The sequence below is a fragment of the Aquicoccus sp. SU-CL01552 genome, from assembly GCF_040365005.1.
GTDB lineage: Bacteria > Pseudomonadota > Alphaproteobacteria > Rhodobacterales > Rhodobacteraceae > Antarcticimicrobium.
Genome location: NZ_BAABWV010000002.1, coordinates 216,098 through 231,956 on the forward strand (window position 1 = coordinate 216,098; position 15,859 = coordinate 231,956).

Consider the following 15,859-nt stretch of genomic DNA (forward strand, 5'->3'; position numbering starts at 1 on the left):
CCCGTGCCTGTCATCGCCTACACCTTGGCCAAAGGAGGCCCGAATGACCACCCGAATCCTGTTCGTCTGCCTTGGCAACATCTGCCGCTCCCCCGCCGCCGAGGGCATCGCCCGCGCGCTGCTGCCGGGGCTGGAAATCGACAGCGCCGGCACCTCCGACTGGCACGTGGGGGAACCGCCCTATGGCGCCATGCAGGCGGCGGCGCGGGCGCGGGGCATCGACCTTGGCGGGTTGCACGCGCGCCAATTCCAACCCGGCGATTTCCACCGCTTCGACCTGATCCTGGCGATGGATGCCGACAACCTCGACGAGATCGAGGCGCTGCGCCCGACGGGCAGCGACACCCCGGTGCGGCTGTTCACCGATTACGCCCCCGAAACCGGGGCCGATCACGTGCCCGATCCCTATTACACCCGCGATTTCGACGCCGCGCTCGACCTGATCGAGGCGGCGGCCAAGGGGTTGAAAGCGGCGCTCGATCCCGCCGGGTGAGGGTCGAAATTAAGCGAAATCGAAACTGCCCGGTCGTGATGTGAAATCTCGCGCGCCCGGGCTTGCGCGGATGGGGCGCGCTGTCGATGGATGGGGGCACGGACACCCCTCATCGTCAGATTGCCATGCCCCTCTTTCGCCTCGACAACCCGCGCCTAGCTGTCAAGCACCCGAAGCTGCCCCGCCAACCAGGGCAGGCGGCTGGTCACCGGGCCGATGAACTGGCTGTCCACCAGCCGACGCATGGTCTGGGCCACGTCGCGCGGCACCCGGTCGGCCCAGTCGGCGGCGGCGAACAGCGAGATCGTGCGCGAGAAGGCCGCGAAGGGCAGCGGGAACACCTCAAGGTCGTCGTGGTAGCGACCGGCGCGCACGTAGCCCAGCGGCGTGGTCAGCGTCCAGCCAAGGCCCCGGGCCACCATCGCCATCAGCGCCAGGTGGCTGCCGATCTCGAACCGTTCCTCGAACTGGAGCTTCTGGCGCGCCAGCTGCGCCTCGATCTGGCGGCCGATCAACTGTTCGCGGGCATAGCGCAACAGCGGCAGATCGCCCAGCTCGGCGAGGATGTCGTGCCGGTTCGACACCCTGCCGCGCGGCGCCACCAGCACGAAAGGATCGCGCACCAGCGGGTATTCCACAATTCCCTCGCGCAGCTCTCCGGTACTGGCCGCCACCGCGATATGCAGCCGCCGCGCCTCCATCGCCTCGGTGATCTCGAGGCTGGGCGCGGTGATCATCTTGAAGCGGCAGCGGGTCAGGCTCTCGGCCAGGATCGTCACCAACCGTGGCGTCAGGTCGTTGTCGAAATCGTCGATCAACCCGAACGACAGCGTGGTCAGCTCGCTCAGGTCCATCACCGTCAACTCGCTCTGCGCCAGCCGCAGCTCCGACAGCACCGCCTCGGTCCGGGCCAGGAAGTTGCGCCCCGCCGGCGTCAGCACCATCGGTCGCCGCCCGTGATCGACCAGCTCGGCCCCAAGCGACTTTTCGAGGTTGCGCAACTGCTGGCTCACCGCAGGCAGGCTCAGCCCGGTGATCTCGGCGGCCTGCGCCACCGATCCGGTCGATGCCAGCGCCTCGAATACTTCCAACCCGCGCAGGGTCAGGCCTTTCATGAGCATGGAGTGTTTCCCCGTCAGTTTTGCCTTTTGTGAATATACCCTTCCCATGGGTCAACCCCTTCAAACCGCGAGGTGCCCGAAATGACCGTTGAATTTCTCAAATCCGCCCGCCCCGTTCCGGCGCAGGAGGGCAATGATCTGTCCGATACCGTGCGCATCATGCTGGCCCGGCTGGCCAGTGGCGGAGAAGAGGCCGCGCGCGACTATGCCCGCCGGCTCGATGGCTGGGACGGGCCGGTCGCGGTGCCGGCGGCGACCATCCGCGCTGCCGCCGCCCAGGTGCCGGCGGCGCTGAAACAGGCGATCGGCTACGCGCATGAGAACATCCGCCGCTTCGCCGAGGCCCAGCGCGCCTCGGCCCTCGATTTCCAGACCGAGCTGCGCCCCGGCCTCACCGTCGGCCAGCGCCAGATCCCGGTCAACGCCGCCGGCTGCTACGTGCCCGGCGGGCGCTATGCCCATATCGCCTCGGCGCTGATGTCGATCGCCACCGCCCGCGCCGCCGGCGTGCCCCATATCACCGCCGTCTCGCCACCGCGCGGCGATCAGGGGATTCCCCCCGCGCTGCTCTACGCGATGGCGCTGGCCGGCGCCGACCGCATCCTGGTGCTGGGCGGGGTGCAGGGCGTCGCGGCGATGGCGCAGGGCCTGTTCGGCACCCCGCCCGCCGACATCCTCGTTGGTCCCGGCAATGCCTTTGTCGCCGAGGCCAAGCGCCAGTTGTTCGGCCCGGTCGGCATCGACATGGTCGCCGGCCCGACCGACCTGATGCTGCTGGCCGATGGCTCCGCCGACCCGCACACGCTGGCCTGGGACCTCGCCGCGCAGGCCGAGCATGGCGCCACCTCGCCGGTCTGGTTCGCCACAGACGACCGCGCCCAGGCCGAGGCGGTGCTGCGCCTGGTGCCGCAATGCCTGGCCGAACTGCCCGAACCCAACGCCAGCGCCGGGCGCTCCGCCTGGGACGACCTGGGCGAGGTGATCCTCTGCGACAGTCGAGAAGAGCTGGCGGCACTGGCCGACAGCTACGCGCCCGAACACCTGCACGTGCAGGCCCGCGACCTCGACTGGTGGCGGGGCCGGCTCACCGCCTATGGCTCGCTGTTCCTCGGCGCCGAGACCACCGTGGCCTTCGGCGACAAGGCCGCCGGACCCAACCACGTGCTGCCCACCGGCCGCGCCGCGCGCTATACCGGCGGCCTCAGCGTGCACAAGTTCCTGAAAACCGTCACCTGGCAACGGGTCGGCGATCCGGCCCTGCCGGAGCTGGCCCGCGCCACCGCCATCATCAGCCGCGCCGAGGGGATGGAGGGCCACGCCCGCAGTGCCGACATCCGGCTCGCCAATTCCCGTCCGCCGGTCAAACTCGCCGCAAACCACGAAGGATAAGACATGAACCTCGCCAAGTTTCCCCGCACCCGGCTTGCCCATCTGCCGACCCCGCTGGAACCGCTGCCGCGCCTGAGCGAGGCGCTCGGCGGGCCGGAGATCTGGATCAAGCGCGACGATTGCACCGGCCTCTCCACCGGCGGCAACAAGACCCGCAAGCTGGAATTCCTGATGGCCGAGGCGATGGCGCAGGGCGCCGACATCGTGCTGACGCAAGGCGCCACCCAGTCCAACCACGCCCGCCAGACCGCTGCCGCAGCGGCGAAACTGGGCCTCGATTGCCATATCCTGCTCGAGGACCGCACCGGCTACAACCATGAGAACTACAAGTACAACGGCAACGTGCTGCTCGACGTGCTGCACGGCGCCAGCATCGAACACCGCGGCCCCGACCTCGACATGAACGCCGAGATGGAGGCGGTGGCCGACAGGTTCCGCGCCGAGGGGCGCACCGCCTATACCATTCCCGGCGGCGGCTCGAACCCGACCGGGGCGCTGGGCTATGTCAACTGCGCGCTGGAAATGCTGGGCCAGTTCGTCGACCTCGGGCTGAACGTGGATCACATCGTCCACGCCACCGGCAGCGCCGGCACCCAGGCCGGGCTGATCACCGGGCTTTGCGCGATGAACGCCAACATCCCGCTGCTGGGCATCGGCGTGCGCGCGCCCAAGGACAAGCAGGAGGAGAACGTCTATAACCTCGCTGTCCGCACCGCCGAGAAACTGGGCTGCCCCGGTGTCGTCGCGCGCGCGGACGTGGTCGCCAACTGCGATTACGTCGGCGATGGCTATGGCATCCCCGCCGAAAGCACGCTCGAGGCGATCGACCTCTTTGCACGGACCGAGGCGATCCTGCTCGACCCGGTCTATTCCGCCAAGGGCGGCGCCGGGCTGATCGACCTGGTCCGCAAGGGACATTTCAATAAGGGCGAAAAGATCGTCTTCCTGCACACCGGCGGCGCCATCGGTCTGACCGGTTATACCCATGTCTTCGACGTGGCCGGGCGGGCGTAAGGCCGGCGCCCGGATGATCCCCGTCGGCATCCTTGGCGGCATGGGGCCCGAGGCGACGATCCTCTTGATGCAAAAGGTGCTCGCCGCGGTGCCCGCCCGCGACGACGCCGATCACGTGCCGCTGATCGTGCACCAGAACCCGCAGGTGCCCAGCCGGATCAAGGCGCTGATCGAGGGGCAGGGGGCCGATCCGGCCCCGGTCCTGCAACGCATGGCGCGCGATCTTCAGGCTGCCGGTGCCCGCGCGCTGGCGATGCCCTGCAACACCGCGCATCACTACGCCCCGGCGATCCGCGCCGCCTGCGGGCTGCCCTTGCTCGACATGGTGGAGCTGACCGCCGCCCGCCTCGCCAGAGAGGGCGCGCAGCGCGTCGGACTGCTGGCCTCGCCCGCCGTGCGGATCACCGGCGTGTTCGATGCCGCCTTCGCCGCCCGGGGCCTCACCGCCTGTTACCCGGAGGACGACGCACCGATCCTCGCGCTGATCCGCGCGGTGAAATCCGGCGACACCAATGGCGCCCCGGCGCTGGCCAAGGCCGCCCTTGCGCTGCTGGATGCGGGCTGCGACCGGGCGCTGATCGCCTGCACCGAACTGTCGCTGCTCACCCCCGGCCTGCCCGCAGGCCTGCCCTGGACCGACAGCCTCGATTGCCTGGTCGCTGAAGTCGCACGCAGGGCCAGGGCAGGGTAGGGCAGGGTAGGGCGCGCGTTCGCCCATCCCCCACGCGCCAGCCAGTCACCCCCGCCCGCCACCTGTCACCGCCGCCCACCCACCTGTCACCCCCGCGAAAGCGGGGGCCTCTTGCGGCACGCGCAACCAAAGATCCCCGCCTGCGCGGGGATGACAACGCTTGTGAGGAAAGCGATCCCTGTCACCCCCGCGAAAGCGGGGGCCTCCCCTATCCCGTTAACCCCACAACAACCCTTGGGCGCCTATCCTCGTGCATGCGACGCCATGATTATTACGTTTATCTGGTTACCAACCGCCCCCATGGCACGTTGTACTGCGGTGTGACCAACGATCTCTTGCGGCGTCTGTGGGAACATCGTTCGGGCCACGCTGACGGGTTCACCCGGCGCTACCGGTGTCGGCGCCTTGTCTGGTTCGAACATCACACCGAGATCGGCGAAGCGATCCTGCGGGAAAAACGCATCAAGAAATGGCGCCGCGCATGGAAAGACGCGCTGATCCAGGCGCGCAACCCCGACTGGTCGGACCTCGCGCCGTCGATCGGCCTGTGAGCGGCGGTTCTCCCCCTGTCACCCCCGCGAAAGCGGGGGCCTCATGCCAGATGCGTCACCAACCAGAGATCCCCGCCTGCGCGGGGATGACAACGTCCGTGGGGGAAGCCTCCTCCGTCACCTCTGTGCGCGCCCCTGTCACCCCCGCGCAAGCGGGGGTCTTGCAGGATGCGCCACCAAGGAAAGATCCCCGCCTGCGTGGGGATGATAACGTCTGCGAAGAAAGCCACCCCTGTCACCCCCGCGCAAGCGGGGGTCTTGCGATCACCGGGGCCTTACTTGCAGGTCTTCGCGGCCTGTTCGCCGAACGCGGTATAGCGTTTCCACAGTTCCGCGTCCTTGCGCCGGTCCGATTGGCGGACCTCCTGCGCCTGGTGCGGGTCGCCGAACCAGCGGGCCACCTTGCGCCGTTCCAGCGCGTTCAGGCTGTGGTTGGCCACCTTCTGGATGCAGCGGCACAGCGACGGCGACGCCTTGCGGTTGGATTGCATGCAGGCGCGTTCGATCACGCTCGCCGTGCCGGGCGTCGGTGCGATCCATGCCAGGGTTGCGGCGGTCGCCGCGATGGTGAGCAGATGTTTCATTCCTGTCCCCGTTCCAAAAACACGTTCGGGCGCGGCCCCGCCCGGGTTCGCGCCGCACTATGTCTCACTCCCTGCCGGGGGGCAATCGTCCGTGCCGACCGTTGCGCGCAGATCCGCACCGAAAAGGGGCAGGGACCAGGCCCCGCCCCATCTCGGGAGGTATGTCGCGACACCGGAACACCGGGGTCATTCACTGCTCTTGCCTCGTTCCACGTCTTTGCGCGGTTGTTTCGATACCAGAAACATTGCCCAATGATTGTGGCAGAAATAAGGAAGGTGCGTCGCCCCGTCCGTTTCCTGTCCGCCCCCCGTCCAGTCCCGGTTCCGCCCCGGTCCCCGCCCGCGCGCCTGCGCGCTTGACGGGGTTGGTTTTCCCATACATATCGCACTGCATGACCGATCTTGCACATATCCGAAATTTCTCCATCGTCGCGCATATCGACCATGGGAAATCCACGCTCGCCGACCGCCTGATCCAGGAGACCGGAACAGTGCAGGACCGCGACATGAAGGAACAGCTGCTCGATGCCATGGATATCGAGCGTGAACGCGGCATCACCATCAAGGCCAACACCGTGCGCCTTGAATATACCGCCGATGATGGCGAGCATTACGTGCTCAACCTGATCGACACGCCCGGCCACGTCGACTTCGCCTACGAGGTTTCCCGCTCCATGCGCGCGGTCGAGGGCTCGCTGCTGGTGGTCGACAGCACCCAGGGGGTCGAGGCGCAGACGCTCGCCAATGTCTACCAGGCGATCGACGCCGACCACGAGATCGTGCCGGTGTTCAACAAGATCGACCTGCCCGCCTCGGACGTCGACCGGGTGGCCGAACAGGTCGAGGACGTGATCGGCATCGACGCCTCGGGCGCCATCGCGGTTTCCGCCAAGACCGGGCAGGGCATCCACGAGGTGCTGGAATCCATCGTGCAGCACCTGCCGGCGCCCCAGGGCACCCGCGACGCGCCGCTCAAGGCGATGCTGGTGGATTCATGGTACGACGCCTATCTCGGCGTGATCGTTCTGGTGCGGATCATGGACGGGGTGCTGAAAAAGGGCGAGCGCATCAAGATGATGCAGAACGGCTCGATCCACCACGTCGACCGCATCGGCGTGTTCCGGCCGCAGATGCAGGCGGTGGACGAGCTGGGACCGGGCGAGATCGGCTTTCTCACCGCCTCGATCAAGCAGGTGCGCGACACCCGTGTCGGCGACACCATCACGCACGAGAAAAAGGGCTGCGAGACGCCGCTGCCGGGCTTCAAACCCTCGGTCCCGGTGGTGTTCTGCGGGTTGTTCCCGGTGGATTCAGCCGAGTTCGAGGACCTGCGCGACGCGATCGAGAAACTGGCGCTGAACGACGCCTCCTTCAGCTACGAGATGGAAACCTCCGCCGCGCTCGGCTTCGGCTTTCGCTGCGGCTTCCTCGGGCTGCTGCACCTCGAGGTGATCCGCGACCGGATCGAACGGGAATACGATATCGAGCTGATCACCACCGCGCCCTCGGTGGTCTATCACATCTACATGCGCGACGGGACGATGCGCGAGCTGCACAACCCCGCCGACATGCCCGACCTGACCCATGTGGAGCATATCGAGGAGCCGCGGATCAAGGCCACCATCCTGGTGCCCGACGAATACCTCGGCGACGTGCTGAAACTCTGCCAGGACCGCCGCGGCATCCAGGAGGAGCTGACCTATGCCGGCACCCGCGCCATGGTGGTCTATGACCTGCCGCTGAACGAGGTGGTGTTCGACTTCTACGACCGTCTGAAATCGGTGACCAAGGGCTATGCCAGCTTCGACTACCAGATGACCGGCTACCGCGAAGACACGCTGGTCAAGATGCAGATCCTGGTCAACGACGAGCCGGTCGATGCGCTTTCGACCATGGTCCACCGCGACCGCGCCGAGATGCGCGGCCGGGCGATGTGCGAAAAGCTCAAGGACCTGATCCCGCGCCACATGTTCAAGATCCCGATCCAGGCCGCCATCGGCGGCAAGGTGATCGCGCGCGAAACCCTGAGCGCCCTGCGCAAGGACGTGACCGCCAAATGCTACGGCGGCGATGCCACCCGCAAACGCAAGCTGCTGGACAAGCAGAAGGCGGGCAAGAAGAAGATGCGCCAGTTCGGCAAGGTCGACATCCCGCAAGAAGCGTTCATTTCGGCCCTGAAGATGGATAGCTGAAGGCTATCCATCTTCAGGGCCAGTGGGCGACAGCGGTTGGCAAAGCCAACTGCGTGCCCACACCCTCGCCAATAAAGCCCCCCTGTCACCCCCGCGAAAGCGGGGGCCTCCAGAAGCGTACCGCATGAGATCCCCGCCTGCGCGGGGATGACAGGGGCCGCCACAGGCAAGCGGCTGATCAGGATTTGGGGTGGATTTCCACCGGGTGATAGTTGCGCAGATATTCGGTCATCTGCCACCTGATCAGGTAATCCCGGTCAAGGACTTTGTAAGCGACTCCAAGGGTTTGCGCCACGGTCCTTATCTGGAACTCATATCGGTCTTCGCGCCCGTCGGTGTCGATGATCAGGACCATTGGCGACTTGCCCGTCAGCGTGGCGGCAAAGACCGTCTGGTGCACGCTGTCGATGGAGCTGCGCTTGTCCAGGCCAACCTCGATCACCTGCGTTTCCGTTTCGCAATCCACGCGGATCCGGTGAAGATCGTAGCCCACCGAATAGGGGTGGGAGACCTCGGGGGTGCCCCGGATCATCAAGGTGCAGAAGATGGCGGCGAGGGCAAGTTCGTGCATGGGGGCAGCCTATCCGATGCCACCCTGGTTGTTAATCTTTTGGCAACCTTTCTTAACGTCCTCGTCTTGCCCCGTGAGAATCCCCCTGTCACCCCCGCGAAAGCGGGGGCCTCTTCCCGCCACTCCGCCGCAGCCCACCCCCTTCCCATCCCCGCGCTCACCCCCTATAGGCAATCCAACACAACCTATCCGGAGCCCTATCCATGCCCTGCGCCCTTTGTTCTGCCGACGCGCCCCTCACCGCCTATCCCGTCTCCGGCGGCCCCGAGGGCGCCAGCGTTGAGCTTTGCGACACCTGCATCGCCCAGATCGAGGGCGAGCCGGAGCCGAACCACTGGCGCTGCCTGTCGTCGTCGATGTGGTCCGAGGATACCGCCACCCAGGTGCTGGCTGCCCGCATGCTGAACCGCCTCTCCGATCACGACTGGGCGCGCGACCTGTCCGACCAGCTCTGGCTCGATGACGACACCCGCGCCTGGGTCGAGAACGTGCCGCAGGAAAGCGCGCACAAGGATAGCAACGGCGCGCCGCTCGCACAGGGCGACACCGTGGTGTTGATCAAGGATCTTCCGGTGAAAGGCGGCGGTTTCACCGCCAAGCGCGGCACGGCGGTGCGCGGCATCTCGCTGGTGCAGGACAACCCCGCCCATATCGAGGGCCGCGTCGAGGGCCAGCGCATCGTCATCCTGACCGAGTTCGTCAAGAAACGCTGAGGCCACAAGGCAGGTCAGGGCAGGGTGGGGGCCGCAGGACGGCCCCCTGAAGCGGAGGCTCAGAGTTTCTTCTGAACGTCCTCGGCCACGTCCTCGATGGCGTCACCCGCCTTTTTCAGGTCGCGCCCGGCGCCCTTGGTGGTCTCGCAGGCGGCCAGTGCCAGCAGGGCAAGGCCGAACACAAACACTCGCGTCATCGCATTTCTCCATCTGCTCGCTCGATACGCGATATAGGCCCGCCCTGCGCCCGGCGGCAAGACCCATGCGCGGCCCGCGGCCCGTCTCCCTGTTCCCCCGCGCGTCCTGTCACCCCTGCGCCCCCGTCACCCCGTGCGTCCTGTCATCCCCGCGAAAGCGGGGATCTGACGACGCAGGGGGCCTTGCTTGGTGGCCCCCGCCTGCGCGAAGATGACAGCGGGCCGGGGGCACCCGGGGAACCGTCCCCATATTCACATATTCATAAAAAACTATCCGATTGCGTCATTTTGTCCTATCCTCCCGATCACACCAAGGGAGGGAAACCATGAAACATCTGATCACCGCCGCTGCGCTCGCACTCGGCACGACGCTGGCCGCCGGCGCCGCCTGGGCCGAGGGCCAGACCCATCACATCGCGTTCCACGTCAACCAGAACGACCCACAGGTGATGAACATGGCGCTCAACAACGTCGCCAACGTCAACAAGTACTACCAGTCACAGGGCGACACCACCGTGATCGAGGTGGTCACCTATGGCCCCGGCTTCAACATGCTGGTGGCGGGAAAAAGCCCGGTGGCCGATCGCATCTCGGCGATGAGCCTCGAGATCGAGGGGCTCTCCTTCGCCGCTTGCGGCAACACCCACCGCAAGATGAGCGAGAAGGCCGGCCATAAGGTCGCCCTGCTGGACGAGGCCGGGGTCGTGCCCTCCGGCGTGGTCCGTCTGGTCGAACTGCAACAGCAGGGCTACGCTTACGTCCGACCCTGAGCCGTCATGACCCGGGGCGCGACATCTGCGCGCGCGTCCCGGTTTTCGCGCGATTTCCGCCGCGGGGGCCGTGTAACCTGGCGTTGTACACCCATCGACGCCAGAGGTTCCCATGCCCAGCCATTATTCCCGCGCCCAGATCGCCCTGCATTGGGTCATCTTCCTGTTGATCGCCCTGCAATACCTGTTCCATGAATGGATCACCGAGGCATGGGACAGCCTGCGCGAAACCGGCGATTTCACCTTTTCACCGCTGATCGCGGGCCATGTCTTCGGCGGGCTGCTGATCCTGGCGCTGGTGGTCTGGCGCATCGTGCTGCGGCTCACGCGCGGCGCGCCGCCGCTGCCCGAGGAGGAACCCGCGCCGCTGAAACTCGTCGCCGCCGCCACCCATATCGGTCTTTACGGGCTGATGGTGCTGATGCCGATCTCCGGCGCGGTGGCGTGGTTCGGTGGCGTCGGCCCGGCGGCCGGGGCGCACGGGCTGATGCGGATCCTGCTGCTGGCGCTGGTGGCGCTGCACATCGCCGGCGCGCTCTACCAGCAATTCGTGCTCAAGACCGACATCATGTCCCGGATGAAACGCGCGGGCTAGGGCAGGGGGCCTTCCTCACCCCGGGCCTGACCCGGGGCCTCCCGACACCTCTCCCACGATCCCGGATCAGGTCCGGGATGACAGCCGGAGTCTCCATCACCCCCCCCCTGTCACCCCGAGCTTGACCCGGGGTCCGGTCCGGAGGACGCCGGTTAACCAGATCGAAACCTCGCCTACCGCCCCGTTTTCCCTTTTGGTACAAAACGGCCCCGAAATTCCCCGAACGGGCCTTTCGGGCCTTGGCGGCAGGGGGGCATTTCGTACGAAATGCCGCCCGGACTCCCCGATCTCACGTGACCTGGATCAAGGCACGGCGCGCCCACGTGGCCTAATCCGGCGGGCATGAGCCCCCTTGTCCTGATCCTGCATCTCTTCATCGGCGCCACCCTCGCCGGGGTCGGCATCGTCATCCTGCTCGTCGCCGGTTGGGGCGGGGCAGGGCCGCTGGCCGGTTCCGTGGCGGTGGGGTTCGGGCTGGGCTTTCCCGTCTCTCGCGCCGTGGCGTGGGCCATGGGCGGCAAGTAACCCATTGATGTTTTGACGGTTTTCCGTGGCGTCAGCCGCGTTTGCGCAGCCCGCCCACAAGGCTCGTCAGCACGAAGAGCACCGCCGCCGTGCACACGATGCTGGGTCCGGTCGGCGTGTCGAACACGAAGGCGGCCCAAAGCCCCCCCAATGCCGAGGTCGCCCCCAACCCCGCCGCACCTGCCGCCATCCCCTCCGGCGTCGCCGCCAAGGGCCGCGCCGCCGCCGGCGGGATCACCAGCAGCGCCGCGATCAACAAAACCCCCACTACCTTGAGCGCGACCGCCACCACGACCGCCAGCGCGAGGGTCAGGACCAGCTCTTCGCGGCGCGGGTCGATGCCGCCGGCGCGGGCCAGGTCGGGGTTCAGCGTGGACAGCAGAAGCGCCGGCCAACGCCAGGCGGTCAGGGCCACGACCAATGCGGCGCCGCCCCAGATTGTGACGATATCCCAGCGGGTTACGGCAAGGATGTCACCAAAGAGAAAGGCCATCAGGTCCAGCCTTACATCGGCCAGAAGCGTCACCGCCACCAGCCCGGCGGCCAGCGCGGTATGCGACATCACCCCGAGCGCGGTGTCCATGGCGAAGCCCCGCCCGGTCATCGCCGAGACCGCCAGCGCCATCAACAGCGCGGCGCCCAGGACCGCCGGCATCACCGCCAGCCCCAACCCCAGCGCAAGCGCCACGCCAAGCACGGCGGCATGCGCCGTCGCCTCGCCGAAATAGGCCATACGCCGCCAGACCACGAAACAGCCCAGCGGCGCCGCGGCCAGCGCCACCCCCAGCCCGGCCAGCGCCGCGCGTACCAGGAAATCATCCAGCAAATTCATGCCTGTACGTCCTCGTGGCTGTGGTCGTGTGCGTGGTCATGATCATGGTCGTGATCGTGGGTATGCCGGTGCCGGTAGAGCGCCAGCGCGCCCTTGGTGCCGGTGCCGAACAGCGCCCGGTATTCCGGCGCGTCGGCGACGATTTCGGGCGTGCCCTGGCAACAGACATGACCGTTCAGGCAGATCACCCGGTCCGAGGCGGCCATCACCACGTGCAGGTCGTGGCTCACCATCACCACGGCGCAGCCAAGCTCTTGCCGCACCTCCTCGATGCGGCGGTAAAAGGCAGCGGCGCCGGGCTGGTCCAGCCCCTGCGTCGCCTCGTCGAGCAACAGGAGTTGCGGCCGCTCCAGAAGCGCGCGGGCCAGCAGAACCCGCTGGAACTGTCCACCGGACAGGTCGGTCATCTGGCGATCACCCAGCCCGGGAGCCCCGGCGCGTTCCAGCACCTGGTCGGCCTCGGCCCGCTTGATCCGACGCGGCAGGCCAAGGAACCGGCGCACGGACATCGGCATGGAGCGGTCGATGGCGAGCTTTTGCGGAACGTAGCCCACACGCAGCCCCGGCGCGCGCTCGATCTTGCCGGACGAGGGGCGCACGGCCCCGATCAGCGCCCGCAGAAAGGTGGATTTGCCCGAGCCGTTAGGTCCGACGATGGTGACGATCTCGCCCGCAGTGATCTCGACGTTCACGTCGTCGAGGATCACCTTGCCACCCAGACGGAGGGTGAGGTCGCGCGCGGCGATCAGGGGCGCGCTCATGCCGCCGCCTCCGCGCACCCGGGGCAGAGCCCCTCAGCCTCGACCACCACCTTTTCGATGGTGAACCCGGTGTTTCGCGCCGCGTCGCCCAGCCGGCCGCTGTCGAGCCCGGTCTCGACCTCGGCCACGGCCTTGCAAAGGCGGCAGATCAGGAAGGCGGGGACATGGCTTGCCCCCGGGTGGGTGCAGGCGGCATAGGCGTTCATCCGCTCGATCCGGTGCGCCAGCCCGTGACCGGTGAGGAAATCCAGCGCCCGGTAGACCACCGGCGGCTGCGATCCCATCCCCTCGGCGGCGAGGATGTCGAGGATCTCATAGGCTCCCATGGCGCGATGCCGTTCCAGCAGGATCTCCAGCACCCGCCGGCGGGCCGGGGTGAACTGCAGCTTCTGCGCGCGGCATATGTCCTCGGCGGTCTGCAGGGCGTCGGCGATGCAATGGCTGTGGTCATGCGGGTCGAACCCGACGGAGGTGGTCTGTGATTTCGTCTGTGTCATGGGGGCGCTTTCCTGTCGGCCAGGGGTTGATATAGTATAACATTCCCTCTATCAACAGGCCTTCTCTGTTATAACATAACGCAAAACTGAGGGTATCATGTCGAAACTCCCCCTTCTCGCAACCTGCGCCACGCTGGCGGCCGGCCCGCTCTGGGCCGAAGCGCCGCAGGTGGTCACCGATATCGCGCCGGTCCACGCGCTGACCTCCACGGTGATGGACGGGGTCGGAACGCCGGTGCTGCTGGTCAAGCCCGGGCTGTCGCCGCACAGTTACGCGCTGCGCCCGTCGCAGGCGCGGGCGTTGCAGGATGCCGATCTGGTGGTCTGGGTCGGCGAGGGGCTGGCCCCCTGGCTGGAAAAACCGCTGGAGTCGCTGGCCGGGCGGGGCGAGATGCTTGAGCTGATCGAGGCCGAGGGCACGATCAAGCTGCCTTATCGGGGCGCCGATGACGTGCTGGCGGCGGCAGAGGCCGAGCACGCCGATCATGACCACGCGGTCGATGATCATGACGATCACGACCATGAAGAGGGCCACGATGACCACGACCACGATGCCCATGAAGAAGGCCACGATGATCACGACGATCACGACCACGACGCCCATGAAGAAGGTCACGATGACCACGACGGTCACGGTCATGACGCCCACGAGGAAGAGCATGACGAGGGGCATGACGAGGCGGGGCATCACCACCACCACGGCTCCTATGACCCGCACGCCTGGCTCGACCCACAGAACGGTGCTGTCTGGCTGGAGGTGATCGCCGAGAAGCTGGCGGCGCTCGATCCCGAACACGCCGATCTGTACCGCGCCAATGCCGCCAAGGGGCAGGCCGAGATCGCCGCCGCCGTGGACGAGGTGACCGAGGCCCTGCGCCCGATGCAGGGGGTGGCCTTTGTCTCCTACCACGATGCGTTCCAGTACTTTGAAAAGCGGTTCGGCCTGACGTTGGTGGGCACCGTGACCCCCGGCGACGCCACCGACCCGAGCCCGGCACAACTGGCGCAGCTGCGCGACCGGTTGGTCGATCTCGGGGTGCGTTGCGCCTTTGCCGAGCCGCAGTTCGACACCGGGTTGCTCGAGGCCGCCGTCGCCGGGCGCGATATCCCGATCCTCGAGCTTGATCCGCTGGGCCGTCGTCACGAGCTGGGCAAGGGGCTGTATCCGGCGCTGATCCGCGACCTCGGGGCGGGCTTCGCCGCCTGCGCCGCGCACTGACCGATTTGCCGGTCCGGCATGCACGTCGGACCGGCAAAACCCCGGGCGGTTTGAACGCCTGTTTTGCCGTCTACTCTACTCGGCGGGTTTGAACCCCTCGATCAGCTGGCGCAGCCCAAGGGCGGCGCCGGCAAAGATCGACAGGAAGGTCACCGGGGCGCTGATCGCCAGCAGCGAAAAGGCCGACATGCCCTGGCCCACGGTGCAGCCCATGGCCAGCACCGCGCCCGCACCCATCACTGCGGCGCCGATGATCTGGCGGCGCAGCTCGCGCGGATCCTCGCAGGCCTCCCAGCGGAAATGCCCCTTGATCAGGGAACCGACGAAGGCGCCCAGCCAGATCCCCCCGACCGAGCCGACCGCGAAGGACACCGGGCGCAGGCTGCCGCTCATGGCCCAGAGGATGGTTTCCCCCACCGGGGCCGAGAAACTGTGCGAGACCACCGGCAGCGCCTCGAACCCGTTGGTGGCCACGTATTGCGTGCCGCCCCAGCCCGAGACGATGGCCACCCCCACCACGACCGACCAGAACAGTGCCTTGGGGTCGCGGCGCAGCGCCGGTGCCCAGAGCGCGGCGATGGTGATCGCAAGCCCCACGGCAATGCCGATCACATGCAGCGGCAGCCCGGTCAGCGCGGCGGCGTGATGGGCCAGCCCGGGGGGCATGTCGGTGGTGACGTCCACCTGTTCGAAGAAGAAGTTGCGCAGCGGTGCGAGCGGCCCGGCCAGCACCACATAGGTGGAGACCCCCATCACCAGCACGATCACGAAGGAGCGCAGGTCGCCGCCCCCCAACCGGGCGATGGCACCATAGCCGCAGTTGCCCGCCAGTGCCATGCCATAGCCGAACATCAGCCCGCCGAGGATCGAGGCCATCGGCATCCAGCGGATCGAGAGATAGAAGCTTTCCGTTTCGTCCAGCAGCCCGGCGCCGATCAGGGCAAAGCTGCCGGTGACGGCGACGCCCACCGCCAGCGCCCACATCCGCAGCCGGGTGTCGCTGCCGCCGTAGAGCAGATCCTCGATCGCGCCCAACGTGCAGAACCGGCCGAGGCGGGCGGCCAGACCCAGCAGGAGCCCTCCGAACATCCCGACAAGCGCCACGGCCTGGCTTTCGCTCAGCCATTCCGGCATCAGTTTCCTC

General features: G+C 67.3%; 19 protein-coding genes. 11 read left to right on the forward strand and 8 right to left on the reverse strand.

Annotation, left to right across the window (positions count from 1 at the left end; translation table 11 throughout):
• The first annotated feature begins 43 nt into the window (after window positions 1-43).
• Complete coding sequence (locus ABWV23_RS03740) at window positions 44-493, forward strand: low molecular weight protein-tyrosine-phosphatase (RefSeq protein ID WP_353345062.1); 450 nt, start codon at window positions 44-46, stop codon at window positions 491-493.
• 155 nt (window positions 494-648) lie between these two features.
• On the opposite strand, the gene ABWV23_RS03745 is transcribed toward ABWV23_RS03740, so the two are convergent.
• Entirely contained in the window at window positions 649-1,614 is a 966-nt protein-coding gene (locus tag ABWV23_RS03745) for a LysR family transcriptional regulator (RefSeq protein ID WP_353345064.1), read from the reverse strand.
• A gap of 81 nt (window positions 1,615-1,695) precedes the next feature.
• Between ABWV23_RS03745 and hisD the strand changes: the two genes are divergently transcribed.
• The 4 genes from hisD (at window position 1,696) to ABWV23_RS03765 (ending at window position 5,259) form a co-directional block, all read left to right on the forward strand.
• Window positions 1,696-3,003: a histidinol dehydrogenase gene (hisD, locus tag ABWV23_RS03750; protein ID WP_353345066.1), complete on the forward strand. Its 1,308-nt coding sequence runs from the start codon at window positions 1,696-1,698 to the stop codon at window positions 3,001-3,003.
• Window positions 3,004-3,006: 3 nt separating this feature from the next.
• Window positions 3,007-4,017 carry a D-cysteate sulfo-lyase gene (cuyA, locus tag ABWV23_RS03755; protein ID WP_353345068.1) on the forward strand — a complete coding sequence of 337 codons (1,011 nt, stop codon included), beginning with the start codon at window positions 3,007-3,009 and terminating at the stop codon, window positions 4,015-4,017.
• Window positions 4,018-4,030: 13 nt separating this feature from the next.
• Window positions 4,031-4,708 carry a cysteate racemase gene (cuyB, locus tag ABWV23_RS03760; RefSeq protein WP_353345070.1) on the forward strand — a complete coding sequence of 226 codons (678 nt, stop codon included), beginning with the start codon at window positions 4,031-4,033 and terminating at the stop codon, window positions 4,706-4,708.
• Window positions 4,709-4,962: 254 nt separating this feature from the next.
• The gene (locus ABWV23_RS03765; RefSeq protein ID WP_353345072.1) at window positions 4,963-5,259 is read left to right on the forward strand and encodes a GIY-YIG nuclease family protein; all 297 of its coding nucleotides are present in this window, start codon (window positions 4,963-4,965) and stop codon (window positions 5,257-5,259) included.
• Window positions 5,260-5,534: 275 nt separating this feature from the next.
• On the opposite strand, the gene ABWV23_RS03770 is transcribed toward ABWV23_RS03765, so the two are convergent.
• Window positions 5,535-5,843, reverse strand: a complete 309-nt coding sequence (locus tag ABWV23_RS03770; RefSeq protein WP_353345074.1) for a hypothetical protein — start codon at window positions 5,841-5,843, stop codon at window positions 5,535-5,537.
• A 392-nt stretch (window positions 5,844-6,235) separates the two neighbouring features.
• On the opposite strand from ABWV23_RS03770, the gene lepA reads away from it, so the two are divergent.
• Entirely contained in the window at window positions 6,236-8,035 is a 1,800-nt protein-coding gene (gene lepA / locus ABWV23_RS03775) for a translation elongation factor 4 (RefSeq protein ID WP_353345076.1), read from the forward strand.
• A 178-nt stretch (window positions 8,036-8,213) separates the two neighbouring features.
• Here lepA and ABWV23_RS03780 read toward each other — a convergent pair whose 3' ends face one another.
• Window positions 8,214-8,606: a hypothetical protein gene (locus ABWV23_RS03780; RefSeq protein ID WP_353345078.1), complete on the reverse strand. Its 393-nt coding sequence runs from the start codon at window positions 8,604-8,606 to the stop codon at window positions 8,214-8,216.
• A gap of 203 nt (window positions 8,607-8,809) precedes the next feature.
• Here ABWV23_RS03780 and ABWV23_RS03785 point away from each other — a divergent pair, with 203 nt between their 5' ends.
• Window positions 8,810-9,319, forward strand: coding sequence for a PhnA domain-containing protein (locus tag ABWV23_RS03785; protein ID WP_353345080.1), 510 nt, complete (start codon window positions 8,810-8,812; stop codon window positions 9,317-9,319).
• Window positions 9,320-9,378: 59 nt separating this feature from the next.
• Here the strand turns inward: ABWV23_RS03785 and ABWV23_RS03790 are convergent, their stop codons facing one another.
• Complete coding sequence (locus ABWV23_RS03790) at window positions 9,379-9,516, reverse strand: entericidin A/B family lipoprotein (protein WP_353345082.1); 138 nt, start codon at window positions 9,514-9,516, stop codon at window positions 9,379-9,381.
• Window positions 9,517-9,842: 326 nt separating this feature from the next.
• On the opposite strand from ABWV23_RS03790, the gene ABWV23_RS03795 reads away from it, so the two are divergent.
• The 3 genes from ABWV23_RS03795 (at window position 9,843) to ABWV23_RS03805 (ending at window position 11,406) form a co-directional block, all read left to right on the forward strand.
• Complete coding sequence (locus ABWV23_RS03795) at window positions 9,843-10,286, forward strand: DsrE family protein (protein ID WP_353345084.1); 444 nt, start codon at window positions 9,843-9,845, stop codon at window positions 10,284-10,286.
• Between the two features lie 112 nt (window positions 10,287-10,398).
• On the forward strand, window positions 10,399-10,881 hold the full coding sequence (locus ABWV23_RS03800) for a cytochrome b (protein ID WP_353345086.1): 483 nt from the start codon (window positions 10,399-10,401) through the stop codon (window positions 10,879-10,881).
• 342 nt (window positions 10,882-11,223) lie between these two features.
• Window positions 11,224-11,406: a CTP synthetase gene (locus ABWV23_RS03805; protein WP_353345088.1), complete on the forward strand. Its 183-nt coding sequence runs from the start codon at window positions 11,224-11,226 to the stop codon at window positions 11,404-11,406.
• 31 nt (window positions 11,407-11,437) lie between these two features.
• Here ABWV23_RS03805 and ABWV23_RS03810 read toward each other — a convergent pair whose 3' ends face one another.
• Genes ABWV23_RS03810 through ABWV23_RS03820 form a run of 3 tightly spaced genes read right to left on the reverse strand, consistent with a single transcriptional unit; the run spans window position 11,438 to window position 13,496 of the window.
• Entirely contained in the window at window positions 11,438-12,238 is an 801-nt protein-coding gene (locus ABWV23_RS03810) for a metal ABC transporter permease (RefSeq protein ID WP_353345090.1), read from the reverse strand.
• Window positions 12,235-12,999: a metal ABC transporter ATP-binding protein gene (locus tag ABWV23_RS03815; RefSeq protein WP_353345092.1), complete on the reverse strand. Its 765-nt coding sequence runs from the start codon at window positions 12,997-12,999 to the stop codon at window positions 12,235-12,237. The genes ABWV23_RS03810 and ABWV23_RS03815 overlap by 4 nt, the downstream gene beginning before the upstream one ends.
• The gene (locus ABWV23_RS03820; protein WP_353345094.1) at window positions 12,996-13,496 is read right to left on the reverse strand and encodes a Fur family transcriptional regulator; all 501 of its coding nucleotides are present in this window, start codon (window positions 13,494-13,496) and stop codon (window positions 12,996-12,998) included. The genes ABWV23_RS03815 and ABWV23_RS03820 overlap by 4 nt, the downstream gene beginning before the upstream one ends.
• Window positions 13,497-13,593: 97 nt before the next feature.
• Here ABWV23_RS03820 and ABWV23_RS03825 point away from each other — a divergent pair, with 97 nt between their 5' ends.
• Entirely contained in the window at window positions 13,594-14,715 is a 1,122-nt protein-coding gene (locus ABWV23_RS03825; protein ID WP_353345096.1) for a zinc ABC transporter substrate-binding protein, read from the forward strand.
• Window positions 14,716-14,790: 75 nt separating this feature from the next.
• Here the strand turns inward: ABWV23_RS03825 and ABWV23_RS03830 are convergent, their stop codons facing one another.
• Window positions 14,791-15,849: a YeeE/YedE family protein gene (locus ABWV23_RS03830; protein ID WP_353345098.1), complete on the reverse strand. Its 1,059-nt coding sequence runs from the start codon at window positions 15,847-15,849 to the stop codon at window positions 14,791-14,793.
• Window positions 15,850-15,859 lie beyond the last annotated feature (10 nt).

Bases quoted from the DNA above. Each gene is read 5' to 3' on its own strand.
- ABWV23_RS03825 (WP_353345096.1), top strand. From the start codon at position 13,594: ATGTCGAAACTCCCCCTTCTCGCAACCTGCGCCACGCTGGCGGCCGGC.
- ABWV23_RS03740 (WP_353345062.1), top strand. From the start codon at position 44: ATGACCACCCGAATCCTGTTCGTCTGCCTTGGCAACATCTGCCGCTCC.
- ABWV23_RS03795 (WP_353345084.1), top strand. From the start codon at position 9,843: ATGAAACATCTGATCACCGCCGCTGCGCTCGCACTCGGCACGACGCTG.
- ABWV23_RS03805 (WP_353345088.1), top strand. From the start codon at position 11,224: ATGAGCCCCCTTGTCCTGATCCTGCATCTCTTCATCGGCGCCACCCTC.
- ABWV23_RS03790 (WP_353345082.1), bottom strand. From the start codon at position 9,516: ATGACGCGAGTGTTTGTGTTCGGCCTTGCCCTGCTGGCACTGGCCGCC.
- ABWV23_RS03785 (WP_353345080.1), top strand. From the start codon at position 8,810: ATGCCCTGCGCCCTTTGTTCTGCCGACGCGCCCCTCACCGCCTATCCC.
- hisD (WP_353345066.1), top strand. From the start codon at position 1,696: ATGACCGTTGAATTTCTCAAATCCGCCCGCCCCGTTCCGGCGCAGGAG.
- ABWV23_RS03745 (WP_353345064.1), bottom strand. From the start codon at position 1,614: ATGCTCATGAAAGGCCTGACCCTGCGCGGGTTGGAAGTATTCGAGGCG.
- cuyB (WP_353345070.1), top strand. From the start codon at position 4,031: ATGATCCCCGTCGGCATCCTTGGCGGCATGGGGCCCGAGGCGACGATC.
- ABWV23_RS03770 (WP_353345074.1), bottom strand. From the start codon at position 5,843: ATGAAACATCTGCTCACCATCGCGGCGACCGCCGCAACCCTGGCATGG.
- ABWV23_RS03810 (WP_353345090.1), bottom strand. From the start codon at position 12,238: ATGAATTTGCTGGATGATTTCCTGGTACGCGCGGCGCTGGCCGGGCTG.
- ABWV23_RS03815 (WP_353345092.1), bottom strand. From the start codon at position 12,999: ATGAGCGCGCCCCTGATCGCCGCGCGCGACCTCACCCTCCGTCTGGGT.
- ABWV23_RS03800 (WP_353345086.1), top strand. From the start codon at position 10,399: ATGCCCAGCCATTATTCCCGCGCCCAGATCGCCCTGCATTGGGTCATC.
- ABWV23_RS03830 (WP_353345098.1), bottom strand. From the start codon at position 15,849: ATGCCGGAATGGCTGAGCGAAAGCCAGGCCGTGGCGCTTGTCGGGATG.
- lepA (WP_353345076.1), top strand. From the start codon at position 6,236: ATGACCGATCTTGCACATATCCGAAATTTCTCCATCGTCGCGCATATC.
- cuyA (WP_353345068.1), top strand. From the start codon at position 3,007: ATGAACCTCGCCAAGTTTCCCCGCACCCGGCTTGCCCATCTGCCGACC.
- ABWV23_RS03780 (WP_353345078.1), bottom strand. From the start codon at position 8,606: ATGCACGAACTTGCCCTCGCCGCCATCTTCTGCACCTTGATGATCCGG.
- ABWV23_RS03820 (WP_353345094.1), bottom strand. From the start codon at position 13,496: ATGACACAGACGAAATCACAGACCACCTCCGTCGGGTTCGACCCGCAT.
- ABWV23_RS03765 (WP_353345072.1), top strand. From the start codon at position 4,963: ATGCGACGCCATGATTATTACGTTTATCTGGTTACCAACCGCCCCCAT.